Annotated in this window: 15 protein-coding genes; 10 read left to right on the top strand and 5 right to left on the bottom strand. The window is 55.0% G+C overall.

Translation table 11 applies throughout. The features are described from left to right. The first annotated feature begins 1 nt into the window (after nt 1). From QZ517_RS09450 to QZ517_RS09440, 3 genes are read left to right on the top strand one after another with little or no spacing between them, the layout of a single operon-like run. A complete protein-coding gene (locus tag QZ517_RS09450; protein ID WP_294225690.1) occupies nt 2–985 on the top strand; it encodes a branched-chain amino acid ABC transporter permease in 984 nt (327 codons plus the stop codon). Then, nucleotides 978–1733, top strand: a complete 756-nt coding sequence (locus QZ517_RS09445) for an ABC transporter ATP-binding protein (RefSeq protein ID WP_294225687.1) — start codon at nt 978–980, stop codon at nt 1731–1733. The genes QZ517_RS09450 and QZ517_RS09445 overlap by 8 nt, the downstream gene beginning before the upstream one ends. After that, complete coding sequence (locus QZ517_RS09440; RefSeq protein ID WP_294225683.1) at nt 1730–2419, top strand: ABC transporter ATP-binding protein; 690 nt, start codon at nt 1730–1732, stop codon at nt 2417–2419. Before QZ517_RS09445 ends, QZ517_RS09440 begins: the two co-directional genes overlap by 4 nt. Here QZ517_RS09440 and QZ517_RS09435 read toward each other — a convergent pair. Together QZ517_RS09435 and QZ517_RS09430 are read right to left on the bottom strand one after the other, a co-directional pair. After that, on the bottom strand, nt 2416–3528 hold the full coding sequence (locus QZ517_RS09435; RefSeq protein ID WP_294225681.1) for a CaiB/BaiF CoA-transferase family protein: 1113 nt from the start codon (nt 3526–3528) through the stop codon (nt 2416–2418). The two genes, QZ517_RS09440 and QZ517_RS09435, sit on opposite strands and share 4 nt — an antisense overlap. 9 nt (nt 3529–3537) lie before the next feature. Further along, a complete protein-coding gene (locus QZ517_RS09430; RefSeq protein WP_294225678.1) occupies nt 3538–4107 on the bottom strand; it encodes a cupin domain-containing protein in 570 nt (189 codons plus the stop codon). 239 nt (nt 4108–4346) lie between these two features. Between QZ517_RS09430 and QZ517_RS09425 the strand changes: the two genes are divergently transcribed. Continuing rightward, complete coding sequence (locus tag QZ517_RS09425; protein ID WP_294225677.1) at nt 4347–5561, top strand: acyl-CoA dehydrogenase; 1215 nt, start codon at nt 4347–4349, stop codon at nt 5559–5561. 37 nt (nt 5562–5598) lie between these two features. Here QZ517_RS09425 and QZ517_RS09420 read toward each other — a convergent pair whose 3' ends face one another. The 3 genes from QZ517_RS09420 to QZ517_RS09410 are packed head-to-tail and all read right to left on the bottom strand — an operon-like array spanning nt 5599 to nt 10256. Beyond that, nucleotides 5599–7350: a hydantoinase B/oxoprolinase family protein gene (locus QZ517_RS09420; protein WP_294225674.1), complete on the bottom strand. Its 1752-nt coding sequence runs from the start codon at nt 7348–7350 to the stop codon at nt 5599–5601. Beyond that, complete coding sequence (locus QZ517_RS09415) at nt 7347–9410, bottom strand: hydantoinase/oxoprolinase family protein (RefSeq protein WP_294225669.1); 2064 nt, start codon at nt 9408–9410, stop codon at nt 7347–7349. The genes QZ517_RS09420 and QZ517_RS09415 overlap by 4 nt, the downstream gene beginning before the upstream one ends. A 60-nt stretch (nt 9411–9470) precedes the next feature. After that, nucleotides 9471–10256, bottom strand: coding sequence for a copper chaperone PCu(A)C (locus QZ517_RS09410; RefSeq protein ID WP_294225666.1), 786 nt, complete (start codon nt 10254–10256; stop codon nt 9471–9473). A gap of 40 nt (nt 10257–10296) precedes the next feature. Here QZ517_RS09410 and QZ517_RS09405 point away from each other — a divergent pair, with 40 nt between their 5' ends. The 6 genes from QZ517_RS09405 (at nt 10297) to QZ517_RS09380 (ending at nt 16456) form a co-directional block, all read left to right on the top strand. Beyond that, nucleotides 10297–11718 (top strand): hypothetical protein, encoded by a 1422-nt coding sequence (locus QZ517_RS09405; RefSeq protein ID WP_294225661.1) that lies wholly within the window; start codon nt 10297–10299, stop codon nt 11716–11718. A 107-nt stretch (nt 11719–11825) separates the two neighbouring features. Then, the gene (locus tag QZ517_RS09400) at nt 11826–13130 is read left to right on the top strand and encodes an ABC transporter substrate-binding protein (protein ID WP_294225658.1); all 1305 of its coding nucleotides are present in this window, start codon (nt 11826–11828) and stop codon (nt 13128–13130) included. A 54-nt stretch (nt 13131–13184) separates the two neighbouring features. After that, nucleotides 13185–14111 carry a branched-chain amino acid ABC transporter permease gene (locus QZ517_RS09395; protein ID WP_294225656.1) on the top strand — a complete coding sequence of 309 codons (927 nt, stop codon included), beginning with the start codon at nt 13185–13187 and terminating at the stop codon, nt 14109–14111. An 8-nt stretch (nt 14112–14119) separates the two neighbouring features. Further along, nucleotides 14120–15055 (top strand): branched-chain amino acid ABC transporter permease, encoded by a 936-nt coding sequence (locus QZ517_RS09390; RefSeq protein WP_294225653.1) that lies wholly within the window; start codon nt 14120–14122, stop codon nt 15053–15055. After that, nucleotides 15052–15774, top strand: coding sequence for an ABC transporter ATP-binding protein (locus QZ517_RS09385; RefSeq protein WP_294225650.1), 723 nt, complete (start codon nt 15052–15054; stop codon nt 15772–15774). Before QZ517_RS09390 ends, QZ517_RS09385 begins: the two co-directional genes overlap by 4 nt. Continuing rightward, the gene (locus tag QZ517_RS09380) at nt 15761–16456 is read left to right on the top strand and encodes an ABC transporter ATP-binding protein (protein ID WP_294225647.1); all 696 of its coding nucleotides are present in this window, start codon (nt 15761–15763) and stop codon (nt 16454–16456) included. Before QZ517_RS09385 ends, QZ517_RS09380 begins: the two co-directional genes overlap by 14 nt. Nucleotides 16457–16486: the final 30 nt, after the last annotated feature.

Below are 16486 nucleotides of genomic sequence, written 5' to 3'. Positions count from 1 at the left end.
GATGACACGGGAAACTTGGATGAACGTCACCGCTCTGGCTGTGTTGCTTGGGGTGCCGTTGTGGGCTTTGGCAGCGGATGAACCGTTTATCATCACACTCGCAACGCGTGCAGCAATTTTTGCGCTGGCAGGCGTTGGCTTGAACCTCGCGCTTGGGACAGGCGGGTTGGTGAGTCTTGGACATGCGGCGTTCTTTGGCATTGGCGGCTATGCCATGGGCATTTTGGCCAGCCATGCGCAGGCCTTCGCGCCCATTATGGAAGCACCGTTTCTGATCGAGGGCACCAAGTCGATGCCAATGATCTGGCTGGTGGCGATGCTGTCCAGCGCGCTGGCAGCTTTGGCGATTGGTGCACTGAGCCTGCGAACTTCAGGTGTGTATTTCATCATGATCACCTTGGCCTTTGGGCAAATGATCTACTACTTCGCGATCAGCTGGCCCGCGTATGGCGGCGAAGATGGGTTGTCGATCTACGTGCGCAATGAGTTCCCAGGGTTGAATACTTTAGTGCCGATGCAGTTCTTTGGCGTGTGTTTTGTGATCCTGTGTTTGGCGCTGTTGCTGATGAATGCAATCCACAAGTCGGCCTTTGGTTTGGCGTTGAGCGCAGCGCGGCAAAACGAGACTCGCGTGCTTTCCGTGGGCATGAAACCATACAATCTCCGGCTGGTTGCCTTTGTGATTTCCGGCGCGGTGACGGGATTGGCAGGCGCGCTGTTTGCCGACCTCAATCGCTTTGTCAGCCCGACAATGTTGAGCTGGCAGATGTCCGGAGAGATTATCATTTTCATCATCATTGGTGGTGTTGGCCGGCTGTTTGGGCCGGTGATTGGCGCAATGATTTTTATTCTTCTGGAACATACGCTGGGCGGGTTGTCGGAGTTTTGGCACGTCTACCTAGGCGCGCTGCTTCTTGGCATCGTTCTTTTTGCAAAAGGTGGCGTGATTGGCGCGTTGGCTGGACGGGAGAAAGCGCATGACTGATGTGGTGCTGAGCACGGAGCGGCTTTTCAAAAGTTTTGGGGCGCTGATGGCGACCAACGATGTGTCACTGGATTTACGCAAAGGTGAAATCCATGCGTTGATTGGGCCAAACGGCGCAGGGAAATCAACGTTGATTCAGCAAATCACCGGTCATTTGGCCTCGGACAGTGGCGCCGTCCGTTTGATGGGAGAGGACCTCACCGAGGTCGGACCTGCAGAGCGTGCATGCAAAGGGTTGGGCCGGACATTCCAGATTTCGTCTCTGGCAATGGAGCACACGGTTTTGCAAAATGCGGTGCTTGGGGCGCTTGGGCAACGTGGCAATGTGATGTCGTTTTTCAAGCCGGTCATGAAAGATACACAGCTATTGGCCGCCGCGAAGGAGGCGCTGGCACAGGTTGGTCTGGCAGAGTTTGCAGCCACTCGTACAGCTGACCTGAGCCATGGGCAGCGGCGGCAGTTGGAGGTGGCCGTGGCGCTGACTTTGCGGCCGAAAGTCTTCCTGATGGATGAACCAATGGCGGGGCTGGGACTTGAGGGCGCGCAGCAAATGATAGGGCTTTTGACGGACCTTCGACGAGAAGCACCAATTCTGTTGATTGAGCATGACATGGATGCTGTGTTCGCCCTGGCGGATCGGATCAGTGTGCTGGTCTATGGTGAGGTGATTGCCACCGGCACGCCGGAGGAGATCAAAGTGAACCCGGAAATCAGACGTGCTTATTTGGGTGATGAGGTGCTGACATGAGTTTGATCGAGCTGAAGAATGTTGCAGCCTTTTATGGCCCCAGTCAGGCGCTGTTTGATGTGTCGTTGAGCGTTGATGAAGGCGAAGTTCTGGCGCTGATGGGGCGCAATGGTATGGGCAAGACCACCACCGTGAAAGTAATGTGCCGCATGCTGAAAAACTCTGCCGGGACGGTGCAGTTTGTGGGGCAGGATATTGGCGGCTTGCCGTCATACAAAGCGGCGCGGTTGGGTATCGGTTTGGTTCCCGAGGGACGCCGGTGTTTTGCAAATCTGTCAGTTTTCGAAAACCTGATTGCCGCCGCACGCAAAGGGGCTTGGGATTTTACCGCCGTATGTCAGCTGTTTCCGCGCCTGGAAGAACGGCGAGACCAGTCTGCGTCATCGCTGTCGGGTGGGGAGCAGCAGATGCTGGCGATTGGACGTGCGTTGATGACCAATCCGAAGCTGCTCATTCTGGATGAAGCGACCGAAGGACTGGCACCTGTGATCAGGCACGAAATCTGGGAAGCTGTTGCCAAACTCAAGTCGGAGACCGGCATGGCGATCATTGCGATCGACAAGTCCCTCAAAGAGCTGGGGCAGGTGGCCGACCGCGCCGTGATCCTTGAGAAAGGGCGCACGGTTTGGACCGGAGAGTTTGGCGATTTGGGACCCGAGGAGACCGACCGGTACCTTGGCGTTTAGGCCTCGGATTTTGGCAGAACCGGCGCGGTACGGTTGGTCGACAGTTCCGCGTCGGAGAACACCCAGGGGCCGCGTAGGCCTCGTATGCCTTCTGCCTCAACCACCATACCCCGTGCCGCGATCTGAGGATCGGTCAATGCTTGCTCAATGGAGTTGATTGGGCCTGCGGGCACGGTAGCGGCTTCCAGTGCCGCGAGCATATCATTGGAAGTCCATTTGCTGGTTTCCAATTCGATTTGTTCAGTGAGCGCATCCCGATTGGCCACGCGCAATTGATTGGTGGCATAATCAGCCGCATCCCCTAAGTCGCCGCGCGACAGAACCCCACACAGGCGCTGGAATTGACCATCGTTGCCCACTGCAATGATGATGTGGCCATCCGACGTGGGCACAACTTGATAGGGGGCAATGTTGGGGTGTGCGTTGCCCTTGCGATTTGGGCTGTTGCCGGTGGCGAGATAGTTCATCGCTTGGTTGGCCAGCATGGCCGTTGCGCAATCCAAGAGAGACATGTCGATGTGTTGCCCGCGACCGGTTGTGTGACGTTGCTCCACGGCGGCCAGAATGCCGATGGTGCCATAGAGACCGGTGACCACGTCCGTGACCGCGACGCCAACCTTTTGTGGTTGCTGATCCGGCTCGCCGGTGATCGACATCAGGCCAGACATGCCTTGCAGCAGGAAGTCATAGCCCGCGCGTTTGGCGTACGGACCGGTTTGGCCGAAGCCGGTGATGGAGCAATAGATTAGGCGAGGATTGACTTTAGACAGACTGTCGTAGTCCAAGCCGTATTTCTTCAGTCCGTCAACTTTGAAGTTTTCGATCAGAATGTCGGCGTCTTTGATGAGGTCAAGCACCTGTGCGCGGCCTTTTTCTGTGCGAAAGTCAGCCACAACGGATGTTTTGCCACGATTGGCGGCGTAGAAATAGGCAGCGGTTTTGTCACCGTCGCGCTCAATAAAAGGCGGGCCCCATGTGCGGGTGTCGTCACCTTGAGGCGCTTCAACCTTGATCACATTCGCGCCCAGATCAGCCAGAGATTGACCAATCCAAGGGCCTGCCAGAATGCGGGCAAGTTCTACAACTTTGAGACCATTAAGTGGGGTCATGGGGAACTTTCAGAGATAGGGCGGCGTGCAGGCGGAAATCACCTCGGCCGGTGTGTCAGAGATATTGCGGAAGCGATGGGGTTGTTGACTGTCAAAAAGATAGCTGTCCCCGGCGCGCAGGATTTGGGTCTGATTGCCCACGGTCACCTCGATCTCACCGGAGAGTACAATGCCGCCTTCGTTTGCGGGATGGGACAGCATGGTTTCCCCGGTGTCAGCACCGGGAGCGTAGTGTTCTTTGAGGATCTGCAAGCCGTGGTCTTTGGCATTGCCTACCTGTTTCAAAGTGAGTTTCGAAGCCTCAGATCCCAGGTGTGACGTCAGGTCAGACAGCGCCTCGGCGCCAAAGAAAACTTGCCCCGGAGCGTGGGTTTCTGGCTCGAAAAATTCGGCCATGGACATGCCCATACCGCCCAATATTTTGCGCAAGCTTGCCACAGAGGGGCTGGACCGGTTGGTTTCGATCATTGAAATTTGCCCGTGAGGAACACCGGCGTATTGCGCCAGTTGCCGTTGGCTCAACCCTGCGGTCAAGCGCAGTTTTTTAAGGCGGTCGCCTACGTCAAACGGATCGCTCATCGGGTCCCCCGTGTTGGGCCTGTTGCTGTGATATACTGGGTCAACGGGACTCAACGCAACTTTGGTAATTTGGGTCTAGCAATGCTCAATATTCTGCGCAATAGAAGGCAAGAAAGTTTTCGCGACGTCGCGGCGTTTGTTGCAGGTTACCTTGACGCTGGGGCAGAGACAGCCATTTTGTCAGCAACAGAAAAACAGTTTTTGCGCCCTAGTTTTTTGGGCGGACGGAAGGAGAGATCATGGCCAAGGATCTGGCACCACAGTCCAAACCGGAATTGGGTTCGTTCAACTGGGAAGACCCGTTTCTGATCGAAAGCCAGCTTGAAGAAGACGAGCGCATGATACGGGATGCTGCGCGCGCCTATTGCGACGAAAAGCTTGCTCCACGGGTCACCACCGCGTTTGAGCAAGAAGAAACGGATCCAGAGATTTTTGCTGAGATGGGCGAGATGGGCCTGTTGGGCACCACCATTCCTGAAGAGTATGGCGGTATTGGCGCGGGCTATGTGACCTACGGTTTGGTGGCGCGCGAAGTGGAACGTGTGGACAGTGGCTATCGTTCGATGATGTCGGTGCAGAGCTCCCTGGTGATGTATCCGATCTATGCGTATGGTTCCGAGGAACAGCGCAAGAAGTACCTGCCTAAATTGGCCTCCGGTGAATGGATCGGCTGTTTTGGCCTGACTGAACCGGATGCGGGTTCTGATCCGGGTGGCATGAAGACCAACGCCAAGAAAGTGGACGGCGGCTATGTGTTGAACGGCGCGAAGATGTGGATTTCCAACTCGCCAATCGCGGATGTGTTTGTGGTTTGGGCCAAATCGGATGCGCATGGCGGCAAAATCCGCGGCTTTGTACTCGACAAGGGCACAAAAGGTCTTTCTGCACCCAAAATTATGCACAAAGCCTCGCTGCGCGCCTCGATCACCGGTGAGATTGTGCTTAAAGACGTAGAGGTCTCTGAGGATGCGTTGCTGCCAAATGTCGAAGGCTTAAAAGGCCCATTTGGCTGTTTGAACCGCGCGCGGTATGGGATTGCCTGGGGCGCGATGGGGGCAGCGGAATACTGCTGGCACGCGGCGCGTCAGTATGGCTTAGATCGCAAGCAGTTTGGCAAACCACTGGCGCAGATGCAGTTGTTCCAGCTGAAACTGGCGAATATGCAGACCGAGATTTCCTTGGGTTTGCAAGCTGCTTTGCGTGTGGGTCGTTTGATGGATGAGGCAAAAGCCGCACCAGAAATGGTGTCGATCATTAAGCGCAACAACTGCGGCAAGGCGCTGGACATCGCGCGGATGTCGCGGGATATGCACGGCGGAAATGGCATTAGCCTTGAGTTTGGTGTGATCCGCCACATGGTGAACCTGGAGACTGTGAACACCTATGAGGGCACGCATGATGTACACGCTTTGATCTTGGGGCGTGCGCAAACTGGGTTGCAGTCCTTCTTTTAAATCAAAATCTTACTGGGTGATATTAATGCGCGCGATCTTAGATGGCGCGCATTTTCGCGCGTAACAGTTGTGTGGCATCAGTATCGACATTGGGCGGCGTTCCGGCGATCACAACTCCAAATAAATTTTTGGCCTGTTGTTCGGAGTACCGACCCAAGCGTACGTCTTCGAAAACGAGATCTGGCTTCCGATCCAATGGCGATCCATATCCGCCACCGCCAGGCGTTTGGACATGTACGCGATCGCCTGCGCACAGAGGGATATCCTGTTCTTTGGAAAGATGCTCAGGCGTGTACGCCGCGCCTCCTCGATGAACCGTTACCTTGTTGAGTCCGCCGTCCGCTCCGTCCAATGCGCCTTGTGGTCCAAATCGTCCGTGGTCCATGACAAAGCTTGCCTTTGCCTGACCGCGGCGCAGCTCCACCTCATAGTCTAAACCAAACCCACCACGGTGTTTGCCCGCGCCGCCGGTGCCTTTGTGCAAGGCATAGTGGTGGTAGAGCACGGGGTAAGCTTGTTCCATGATTTCAATGGGGGGTGCCTTGGAGATGCCAATGGTTGAGCAACCGTTGGAGAGCCCGTCGTGGCGCGCATTGCCGCCATAACCGCCACCGGAAATTTGATACATGACGTAGTCCCGATCGCGGTCTGGGTCGAAACCACCAAGTGCAAAGTTGCCACTGGTTCCCGCGGGTGCGGCAGTGACTTTATCTGGCAACGCTTTGACCAAAGCCGCAAAAACTGCCTCGGCTATGCGTTGTGAGACTTCAGCCGCACATCCAGAGACTGGGCGCGGATATTGAGCGTCCAGAAAGGTGTTTTCAATTCCGGTGATGTCGAATGGTTCAAATGCACCTGCGTTCATGGGCACATGCGGGAAAATATGGCGCATCGCGAGATAGACAGCGCTGTAGGTGGTGGCGCGGACGGAATTCATAGGCCCCAAGCATGGCGGGCTGCTGCCGCTGAAGTCAAAAACAAGATTGCTACCGAATTTGACCACTGACAAATCAATGGTCAGTGGTTTGTTGACCACGCCATCGCTGTCTACAAAAGCTTTTGCAACATAAGTGCCGTCCGGAATATCTTGAAGACAATCCTGCATTTGTCGCGTGGCGCGCCGGCTTAACTCCTCAATGGCATCGGAAACTGATTGGTCCCCGTAGCGGTCCAAGAGGGCCGTTAAGCGTGTTTCACCGACGTATAGGGCGGCAGCTTGGGCTTGGACATCGCCAATGCGTTGGTCAGAAACGCGAATATTGGATTTGATGATCGAGAAAATCTCTTTGTCCAGAGTGCCTTGCTTGAAAAGCTTGACGGGTGGTAAGCGCAATCCCTCTTGCTCAACAGCCGTCGCGGATGCAGAAAACCCGCCTGGAACAGCGCCACCGGTATCCGGCCAATGGCCTGTGTTGGAAAGCCAACAGTAGATTTCGCCGTCTCGATAAAACGGCTTGGCAAACCGGACGTCCATGAGGTGCGTTCCACCCAGATACGGGTCATTCACGATGTAAATGTCACCTGGACTTGGTTCTGCAACGTCACCGGCAGCGATCATTTCAATGATCGTGCGCGTTGAGTACTGCATAGTCCCGACAAAGACAGGCAGGCCGGCGGATCCCTGGGCAATCAATGCCCCATCAGACGCAGCATAAATGCCGTCAGAACGATCATTGGCTTCGGCAATAACTGGAGAGAACGCCGCACGGGAAAAGGCCAGGTCCATTTCATCACATACCTGCTGCAAACCGGCTTGTATCACTGTGAGGGTGATAGGGTTTAAACTCATAAAGCACCTCGCACGTGTAGAATTAGATTTCCAACGGTGTCCGTTGTCACGCGATCTCCGGGCGGGATTACGATTGTTGTGTCCATTTGTTCCAAAATGGCGGGGCCTTGCAATGACGCGTCCGCTGGCAAGCCATCGCGCGAATAGACTGGCGTATCGATCCAAGTTTTGCCGAAATAGACTGGTCTGGTGCTGGATTGGGCGTCCTTTAAGCTTGTAGCGCGTTTCTTTTGGTCAAACAGCTGAGTGAGATCGAGTGGGGGACGGTGGCCGACAATCGAGCAATTCACATTCACCACGGTTGCCTGAATATTAGGGAGTTCAACGTGAAAACGCTCAAAGTAAATCCGTTCAAACCGATCCTGCAATTCGGCAATTGTTATGGCTGGATTGTCGATAGGCACGCGCAGAAGATGTGTTTGGCCAGTGAATTGCATATCGAGTGACAAAATACTTTCAACGCGATCCAGCGCGATGGTTTCGTTTAAAACCATCGATTTTCCCTGGGCGATTTGAGCCGAGAATATGGAACCGATCTGATTGGGGTCAAGCGTGCCCAAGGAGGCGTTGAGGGTGCGGACAAAGTCATGTCGAAGATCTGCGACCACACAGCCTAACGCGTTTGTAAGACCCGGGCGGGCGGGAATGACAACCCGTGGGATATCGAGTTCTCGGGCCAATGCCGCGGCGTGCAAGGGGCCGGCTCCTCCGAAGGCAAACAGCGCAAAGTCTCGTGGATCTGCCCCCAAAGACAAAGACACCATTCGGATCGCTCCGGCCATTTTGGCATTTGCGACGCGAACAACAGCAGCGGCGGCTTCAACTGCAGAGCAGTTTAGAGCTGAAGCCAGACGCGCCGAAATGACGCCACGTACATTGCGCGAAACCTCGGTTTCGGCGGTCTCGGAAAAGTTGGGTGGCCGTAACCTCCCGAGGAGAAAGTTGGCGTCTGAGATGGTAGGCTCTGTGCCGCCGCGATCATAACATATGGGGCCTGGAGATGCGCCTGCACTTTCAGGTCCCACTTCAAGCAGGCCACCAGAATTGATTCGCGCAATTGATCCACCGCCTGCACCCACGGTGCGGACATCGACCATGGGCACGTGAATTGGCATGCCGTATTCCACTTCGATCTCGTTTGAGACCGACGGTGTGGAGCCGCGGATCAAGGCAACGTCAGTAGAGGTGCCGCCCATATCGTAGGTGATCAGATTTGGTTCATTGCACATGCGTCCGGTGAATGCAGCAGCCATGACACCGGAGGCCGGTCCAGACATCACGGTTTTTGCTGCTTCTTTGGCCACGTTTTGGGCGCGGACCATGCCGCCGTTGCCGTTCATGATAAGCAGGTCACGTTTGTACCCTTGGTCTGTCAGGGTCTGAAGCAACTTTTCCACGTATTTGCTTAGAACAGGCTGAACAGACGCATTCACTGCTGCTGTGACACCTCGCTCATATTCGCGGTTCTCGGAAAGCAGCGCGTGCCCTGCCGTTATGTAGTTGTTTGGCCAAATCGATTGAACAATTTCTACAGCTTGTTGCTCATGTATTGGGTTTGCATAGGCGTGCAGGAAGTGAACAACCACGGCTTCACATCCGTGATCCAAAAGGGATCTGGCTGCGTTCGCCACCGCACCATGATCTAGACGTGTCAGAATGTTGCCGTCACAGTCCATCCTTTCGGGCACTTCGAGGCGGAGATCCCGCGGAATAAGTGGCTTGAATTCGCCGAACATCCCGTAAGCCTGTGGCCGTGTTCGACGGCCCAGTTCCAAGATGTCACGAAACCCTTGTGTGGTGATCAAGCCGGTGCGGGCAAGTTTGCGTTCCAAGACGGCATTGGTGGTGGTGGTTGTGCCATGCACGATGAGGTCCAGCGCGGCAATGTCACATTCAGCAGCATCGAGGGCTCTCAAGACGCCATTGGATTGGTTATCGATTGTGCTGGGTACTTTGGCGAGACGCAACCCGCGCGGGCTCAGCGCCACCAAGTCAGTGAATGTGCCGCCGACATCGACGCCCACAATGGTGCCTGCTTGCGTGTCTTCTGAGTCGGCCAACCACGATCCTCCATGCAAATCCATTTGCACGCAAATGATGATGGCATGGACATTTGTCTGTCAATCGCTGCGAATTCGAATCGAAGCGGTGACTGGGATGTCACTTACGACGTAGGCGCGATGGTCATTGGTCGATAACGTCACGCGAATCTCGTGCTGACCAAATGGTAAGTGGCCGATCGAGGTGGACGCGGCATAGAGCCGACCAAGCTTCAAACCGTTAACATAAAGATGGCCGTGGCCAGTGCCTGGAACATGTGGGCCATCAACAAGCTCAGGTGTGAACTCGAAGTCATCGGAAAGGATGTCGATTTTCCAGCCAGTTTCGATTTTGGTGGCTTCAAGTTCAATGTGCGGCGCAGGTTCTCCATCGCCCACTTGGCAAATATCACCAATGCCAAAAAGACCGTAGGTGGCCGCCTCGCCTTGATTGCGGGGGGCAACAATGCGGGCGCGTGTTGTGAGTGTTCCAGCTGTTGCGAAGGTCAGTGAAATTGGGAGGGTGCGGCCGTCATCCAGAGGGCCGTTGACGCCATGTAGTTTAACAAAGACCCCGTCAGCGGCGAGCGCCGGCGTGCTGCTAGAAGGGAGCGCCAGAGGCCCAAAAGTTTCGCTAAATTCTGTAGATTTCGCGTCCGGTGCACTTGCAAAGAGAAGTGTGTCTGGTGGGCCGGAGTTCTCAATGGACACAAAAACTGCCAGTTGTTTTTCACCCGTGTCAAGCGGGGCCGCAGTGGCATTGGTAAGCAAAATTTGGGGAGGTTGCTTGGGTTTCAGAACCGTGTATCCGCCCGCAGAAACCATGCCAACAAGTAGTAGAACTCCCAAAACCTTTCGCGCTTTCATCTCAATAACCCGTCGCTATAGTCGCCAAATGATCACCACGATGTCTCACTCACACCACACCTTCAAGCACCGGTTCATTGCCGCCGCGCCTGTGTTTGCAAGTGTAACAATGATCTCAGGTCAGGCGCAGGCGCACACGTCCGAAGGTGGATTTGTTCTGCTGTTGCCAACAGACATGTACATCGCATCAGGTGTCTTGGCGGTGGCATTGACGGTTGCGATGTTGGTGTTTGTGCCTGACACCGCTGTGGAAAAGTTGTTCCGTCCTGCGAGTTTATGGCGCAGTCACGCGCGGGTTCTGCCCAAGATCACCAGCCTGCTGTCCAGTTTGTTCCTGTTTTGGCTGGTCTACATAGGTTTGGAAGGTCCGCGAGACCCTTTGGCCAATCCCATGCCACTGACAATCTGGACAGTTTGGTGGGTTGGGTTGGTGTTTTTACAAGGATTGCTTGGCGACCTTTGGCGCTGGATCAATCCCTGGTCAGGACTGGTGTGGCTGGTGCGTTTCTTCTTGGGTCACCAGCCGATGTTTCGGTTTCCACGTCAGTTTGGGCATGTCCTAGGCATCTTGTCGTTCGTTATGTTTGTTGCTTTTCTGCTTGCAGATACGGCTCCGTCAGACCCAGCACGTTTGGCGCGCGTGGTGACGGTCTACTGGGGCATACACTTCCTCGGCATGGTCCTTTTGGGGCCGCGTTGGCAGCTTCGCGCCGAGGGCATTGGCATGGTCATGCGCCTTTATGCTCAGCTGGCTCCATTTGGTCGTGTTTCAAAGCGCAATGCGGCCGGGCTTTGGGGATGGCAGATTTTGCACGGGCAAGCTGTGCCGTTTGGCATGGCTCTATTGTGCCTCTTGGTGCTCGGCAGCGGCAGCTTTGATGGGGTGAACGAAACGTTTTGGTGGCTGGCGCAACTTGGCTTGAATCCATTGGAGTTTCCCGGACGCTCAGCCGTTGTTTGGCAAACTCTGGGGGGATTGGTAGCAAGCAATCTGTTACTTGTTTCCGTCTTCGCAGGAACTCTCTGGTTGGGGTTGAAGCTTGGGCGGATCACAGGCGTAGGATTGGGATGCGCGTTTTGTCTGTTTGCGCCAACTGTGCTGCCGATCGCGCTTGGCTATCATTTTGCACATTACTTCACGAGTTTCCTCGTGGAGGCACAATACGCGCTAATTGCAGCTACAGATCCATGGGCCACGGGAGAGGACTTTCTTGGTCTTGGGCAGGTATATGTGACAACCGGATTTTTTAATTCACAGGACAGTGTGCGGGTGCTTTGGTTGTGTCAGGCAAGTGGAGTTGTGGTTGGCCATATTGTGGCGGTTTTACTCGCGCATGCGGTGGCCGTGCGGCACTTCGGATCTGGGCGGGCCGCGTTACTGTCTCAAGTGCCTCTTGCTATCTTTATGATATGCTACACCTTTTTTGGACTTTGGCTGCTTGCATCACCGCGCGGCTTCTGACACAACACGCGCCCTCTAGACAGAACCGTCATTCATTCGCACTCTAACAAGTGTGAAGAGTAACGGAATTTTCGGTCACAGACCATGTGGACACAGGGGGTAAAGTGATGACCAAATTCAAGACCGTACCAGTAACAGGCGCGCAACCGACACGCCGTGACGCGCTCAAAACTTTGGCGCTTGGCGGGGGCGCCGCCGCGGCATTGCCGCTTTGGGCGAGATACGCCGGCGCGCAGACATCTGAGCCAATCAAAGTTGGGTTCCAGGTGCACCGGACCGGCATCGGCGCAGCTTACGGGCGGTGGTATGACCGCACAACATCGGCGGCGGCAGCTTTGATCAATGAACAAGGGGGCATAAATGGACGCCCCTTGGAGATTGTCTCCGAGGATGACGGGACCGATCCAAAGCGCGGGGCGGAAGTGGTTGAGAAGTTTGCCACACAGCACAATTGCGACATTGGTTTTGGCACGTTGTTCTCCCATGTGGTGATTGGCTCTGCGCCACGTGCTGGCGAGCTAAAGCTGCCATATTTTGTGGTATCCGAAGGGCATCACGTGGCAAGCGGCATGTTGAACCGTTACACACTGCAACCGGGCATCACTGATGTGAAAAGCCAGGTGCAGGCGATGGCACCATTTGTAGCGGATAATCTTGGTAAGAAGATCACGATGATATTCCCGGATTTTGCATTTGGGCATGATCACCGTGATTACTTTACCGCCGCGATTGAGGCGCAAGGTGGTGAAGTGCTGGAGCACATTGCAATCCCGCCAACTGAAACGTCTTTCACCAAGTACTTCCCAAAAATCCCACGTGACACCGAAGTTATTTACCACGTGATGGTTGGTCCTGCGGTTCTCACCTTTGTGAAAGAGCTGGGTGAGTTCTTTGGGCCGCAGCGTCCTGAGATGTTCGGCTTTATCGACAGTCTGGAAGCCGTGGATCTTGGAAGCCCGGGGCTTGAGTTCCTTGATGGCACCTACTTCTGGGAAGGCAACCCACGGTATGCACAGGACAATCAGTCCGAATATGACGCCTTCTTCCGTGAGCGTGTTGGGGTCGATGCCAACGGCGCCTCAGTCAGTGATCCCAAAGATGCATCGACCTACGCCCACATGTTTGGCTGCTGGGAAACACTGCATGTGGTCAAAGCCGGGATGGAAAGTGCCGGTTACCAAGGGCCAAAGGACCGCGCCGCGCTGATTGAAGCCGTTGAGGCGATGACCGACATGCCGCATTCCAACGCGCATCCGCAGGGGGCAAAAATCTTCAACGGCAAGACTCACCAGGTGTTTGGACATCAATACGTCACCAAGGTGGTGGATGGAAAATTGCTCCTGGTGCACACCACATCGATTGAAGACACGTACTATCCCGATGAGGTGGATTACACCACGCAAGCGCTCTGAGTGTGAACATGGGCGCGGCGCACAAGCCGCGTCCGAATTGAGGCAGGGGTGTAGATGGATTTTGGACCTTACTTGATGCTCGCCACTTTGGAGGGCACGGTCACCGCAGCGGTATTGGCATTGACCGCGTCCGGTCTGGCGTTGGTGTTTGGTGTGATGCGGGTTGTGAACGTGGCGCATGGCGAATTTTTTATGCTTGGTGCGGTGTTGGCGTGGTGGGTGACACACATTGTGGGCGGCTCCGCGGCCATCGGCTTTGTCGCAGCCTTGATTGTTGTGCCCATTTTGGTTGGCGTGTTGGCGGCGGTCACGGACATGACAATTCTAAAGCGGATTGACTATGATCCCGAGCGAACAATAGTTGCGACCATCGGTATTTTGTATATTTTACAGCAAGTTACGTTAATGACATATGGACCTGATGCGCGACCGGTAACGCCTCCATTCAACACACGCATCGCTTTGCCGTGGTTTGAGTTTGTAAACGGAGAACCTGGGATCTATTGGCCGTGGGGGTTGTCGATCACCAGCTACAAATTAGCCGTTATCGGCGCTGCGAGTGTGGTCTTGATGGGGCTTTGGCTACTGATGACGCGTAGCAAGCTGGGCCTTTTGATGCGTGCGACGGAGCAAGATCGCGACATGGCGCTGGCCTTTGGCATTCCTGTGGAGCGAATTTACGCCGTTGTGTTTGGGCTTGGAGCGGCCATGGCGGCGTTGGCGGCCGTGCTGATTGTGCCGATTCAGCAAGCGCACTACCTGATGGGCGCAGATCCGTTGTTGTTAAGTTTTATTGTGGTGATCATTGGTGGTTTGGGCAGCTTGCCGGGCACCGTGTTGGCGGCACTTCTCATTGGGTTATCCGACGGTATTATTTCGGTTTTCTTCTCCCCAACCTTGGCAAAAATTCTCGCCACGTTGGTGGTCGCGATGGTGTTGGTGTTCCGTCCGCAAGGACTATTCGGAGCAAAGCGGACATGAGTGGTGACATGAGGAAATCGCTACTGCTTCACGGTGGTGTATTGGTTGCGCTGTTCACCTTGCAATTTGTTCTGCCGGCCTATCACCACGGCAACCTGGCCCGCATCATGGTTTTGGCAAGCTATGCCGCTGGATTCAATTTGTTGTTTGGGTACACGGGTCTTCTAAGCTTGGGTCATGCTCTGTTTTTTGCGGCTGGCCTCTACGGGATGGGCCTTGCAATGTCGCAGTTTGGTGCTGGCACCGGGCTTGCCTTGGGTGTCGGTGTCTTTCTAGGCGCGCTGATTGGTGGTCTGGTTGCAGTCTTGGCGCTGCGTACGGAAGAGGTGGCGTTTATGATCGTCACCCTGATGTTTGCCCAAGCCGGGTATCTGACGATTTTGTATTTTGGCGCGTATACACGTGGAGACGAAGGGTTTGTTATCGCGCAGGCAGATCGCGTGTTTCTAGGGCGCGATCTTTCGAACCCCCAGAGTAGATATTTCTTCGCGTTTGCAATTTTTTGCGTGTCATTTGTGATGTGCCTTTCCGTGGTCAAGTCTCGGTTTGGGAAAGTCCTTGTCGCCATTCGTGAAAATGAAGAACGGGCGCGGATGCTCGGCTACGACGTGGCGAAGTATAAGTTTGCGGCGATTGTTTTGTCCGCCACGTTGTCCGCCTTGTCAGGCGCCGCCTATGGGCTGCTGTTTGGGTATGTGGGGGCGTCATTTGCATCGGTCCAGTATTCGATATTCCCCTTGCTTTGGGTGCTTTTGGGCGGCGCCGGAACCGTGCTTGGCCCATTGGTTGGCACCGCATTCATGTTCTACCTTATTGATCTCAGCTCTGGCGTAACCACCGCCTATATGCTGATCGCTGGGGTTGTGTTGGTTGTCCTCACGCTTTTTGCGCCTCAGGGGCTGTTGGGAGAAATGCGACGCCGGTTTTGGAAGTGGCTGCCGTGAGTTTGTTATCTGCACAGGGGCTAACCAAACAATTCAACGGCCTGTTGGCTGTAGAGGACGTGACGCTTGAAATTCCTGAAGGTCAGGTGCGCGCCTTGATTGGACCCAATGGCGCTGGCAAAACCACACTTGTTGGGATGTTGAGCGGGCGCATTGCACCTTCGGCTGGCACTGTAATCTTTGATGGTCGCGATGTGACTGCCTGGCCTGCCCATAAACGCATTTCGGCGGGTATGGGCTATACCTTTCAAATCACATCGGTTTTTCCGAACCTGAGCGTATGGGAAAACGTGGCTTTGGCTGCACGACGGACCTTGTCAGGGAGGTCAGATATGGAAAATGCCGTAAGCGCATCTTTGGAGCGCGTGGGCCTTATCGATCACCGCTTCGAAGAGGCTGGAGACTTGAGTTATGGGCATCAGCGGTTACTTGAAATCGCAATGGGGTTGGCTCAGGCGCCGAAGTTGTTGATTTTGGACGAACCGACGCAAGGGTTGGCGGATAGTGAGGTCGCCGCATTCAATCAACTGATCCTGGAGTTGGCCGGATCAACCACAGTTTTGTTGATCGAACATAATATGGACGTGGTCATGCAAGTCGCTGATTTCGTGACTGTTTTGGATGCAGGCAAGGTTCTGTTTGAAGGCATTCCAGACGACGTCAAAGCCAATGCTGCGGTGCAGGCGGCGTACCTTGGGGGTGGCGATGCTGCGGCTTGAAGGGGTCTCGTCTGGCTATGGGCGAGCGCAGGTGTTGCGTGAGGTCTCGTTTGATGCCACGGCAGGGGAAATTCTTTGTCTTGCGGGACGCAATGGAGCCGGAAAAACAACAATCGTAAAAACAATCATGGGGTTGCTGCCGTTGATGGCTGGTCAAGTCACTTGGCAAGGCACTGTGTTATCAGATCTTCCACCCCACAAGGTGCCACGCGCGGGGATTGGCTACGTGCCGCAAGGGCGCCGTTTGTTTGGAGAGATGTCGGTTGCGGAAAACCTGGAAGTCGGGCGCTTGACAAATGGTAAGGATACCCAGGTTCTGGAGGAAGTTTTGGCGCTTTTTCCGAGGCTTAACGAACGATACAGGCAACGCGCGAAAACGTTGAGCGGTGGTGAACAACAGATGTTGGCTATGGGGCGGGCCATGTGTTTGCGGCCCAAAGTGTTGTTGTTGGATGAGCCGACAGAGGGGCTGCAACCCTCGATGATAACGGCCATCCGCGATGCCACGGCGCAGATGCGGGATCAGGGAGTGGCCGTGGTGTTGGTGGAGCAGAGACTGGACGCCATAACGGAGTTAGGAGACCATGTGGCGCTGTTGGAAAACGGGCGGATGCGCGGAGTTATGACCCGTGCCGAGGTGGCGTCGGAGCCGACAAAACTGGCACGGCACCTTGGCGTTTGAAGCCGCAAAAATCACGTCGGTATTGCGTCT

The sequence above is a fragment of the uncultured Shimia sp. genome (genome assembly GCF_913054185.1).
Taxonomy (GTDB): Bacteria; Pseudomonadota; Alphaproteobacteria; order Rhodobacterales; family Rhodobacteraceae; genus Shimia.
This window is presented reverse-complemented; position numbering and strand designations above follow the sequence as displayed.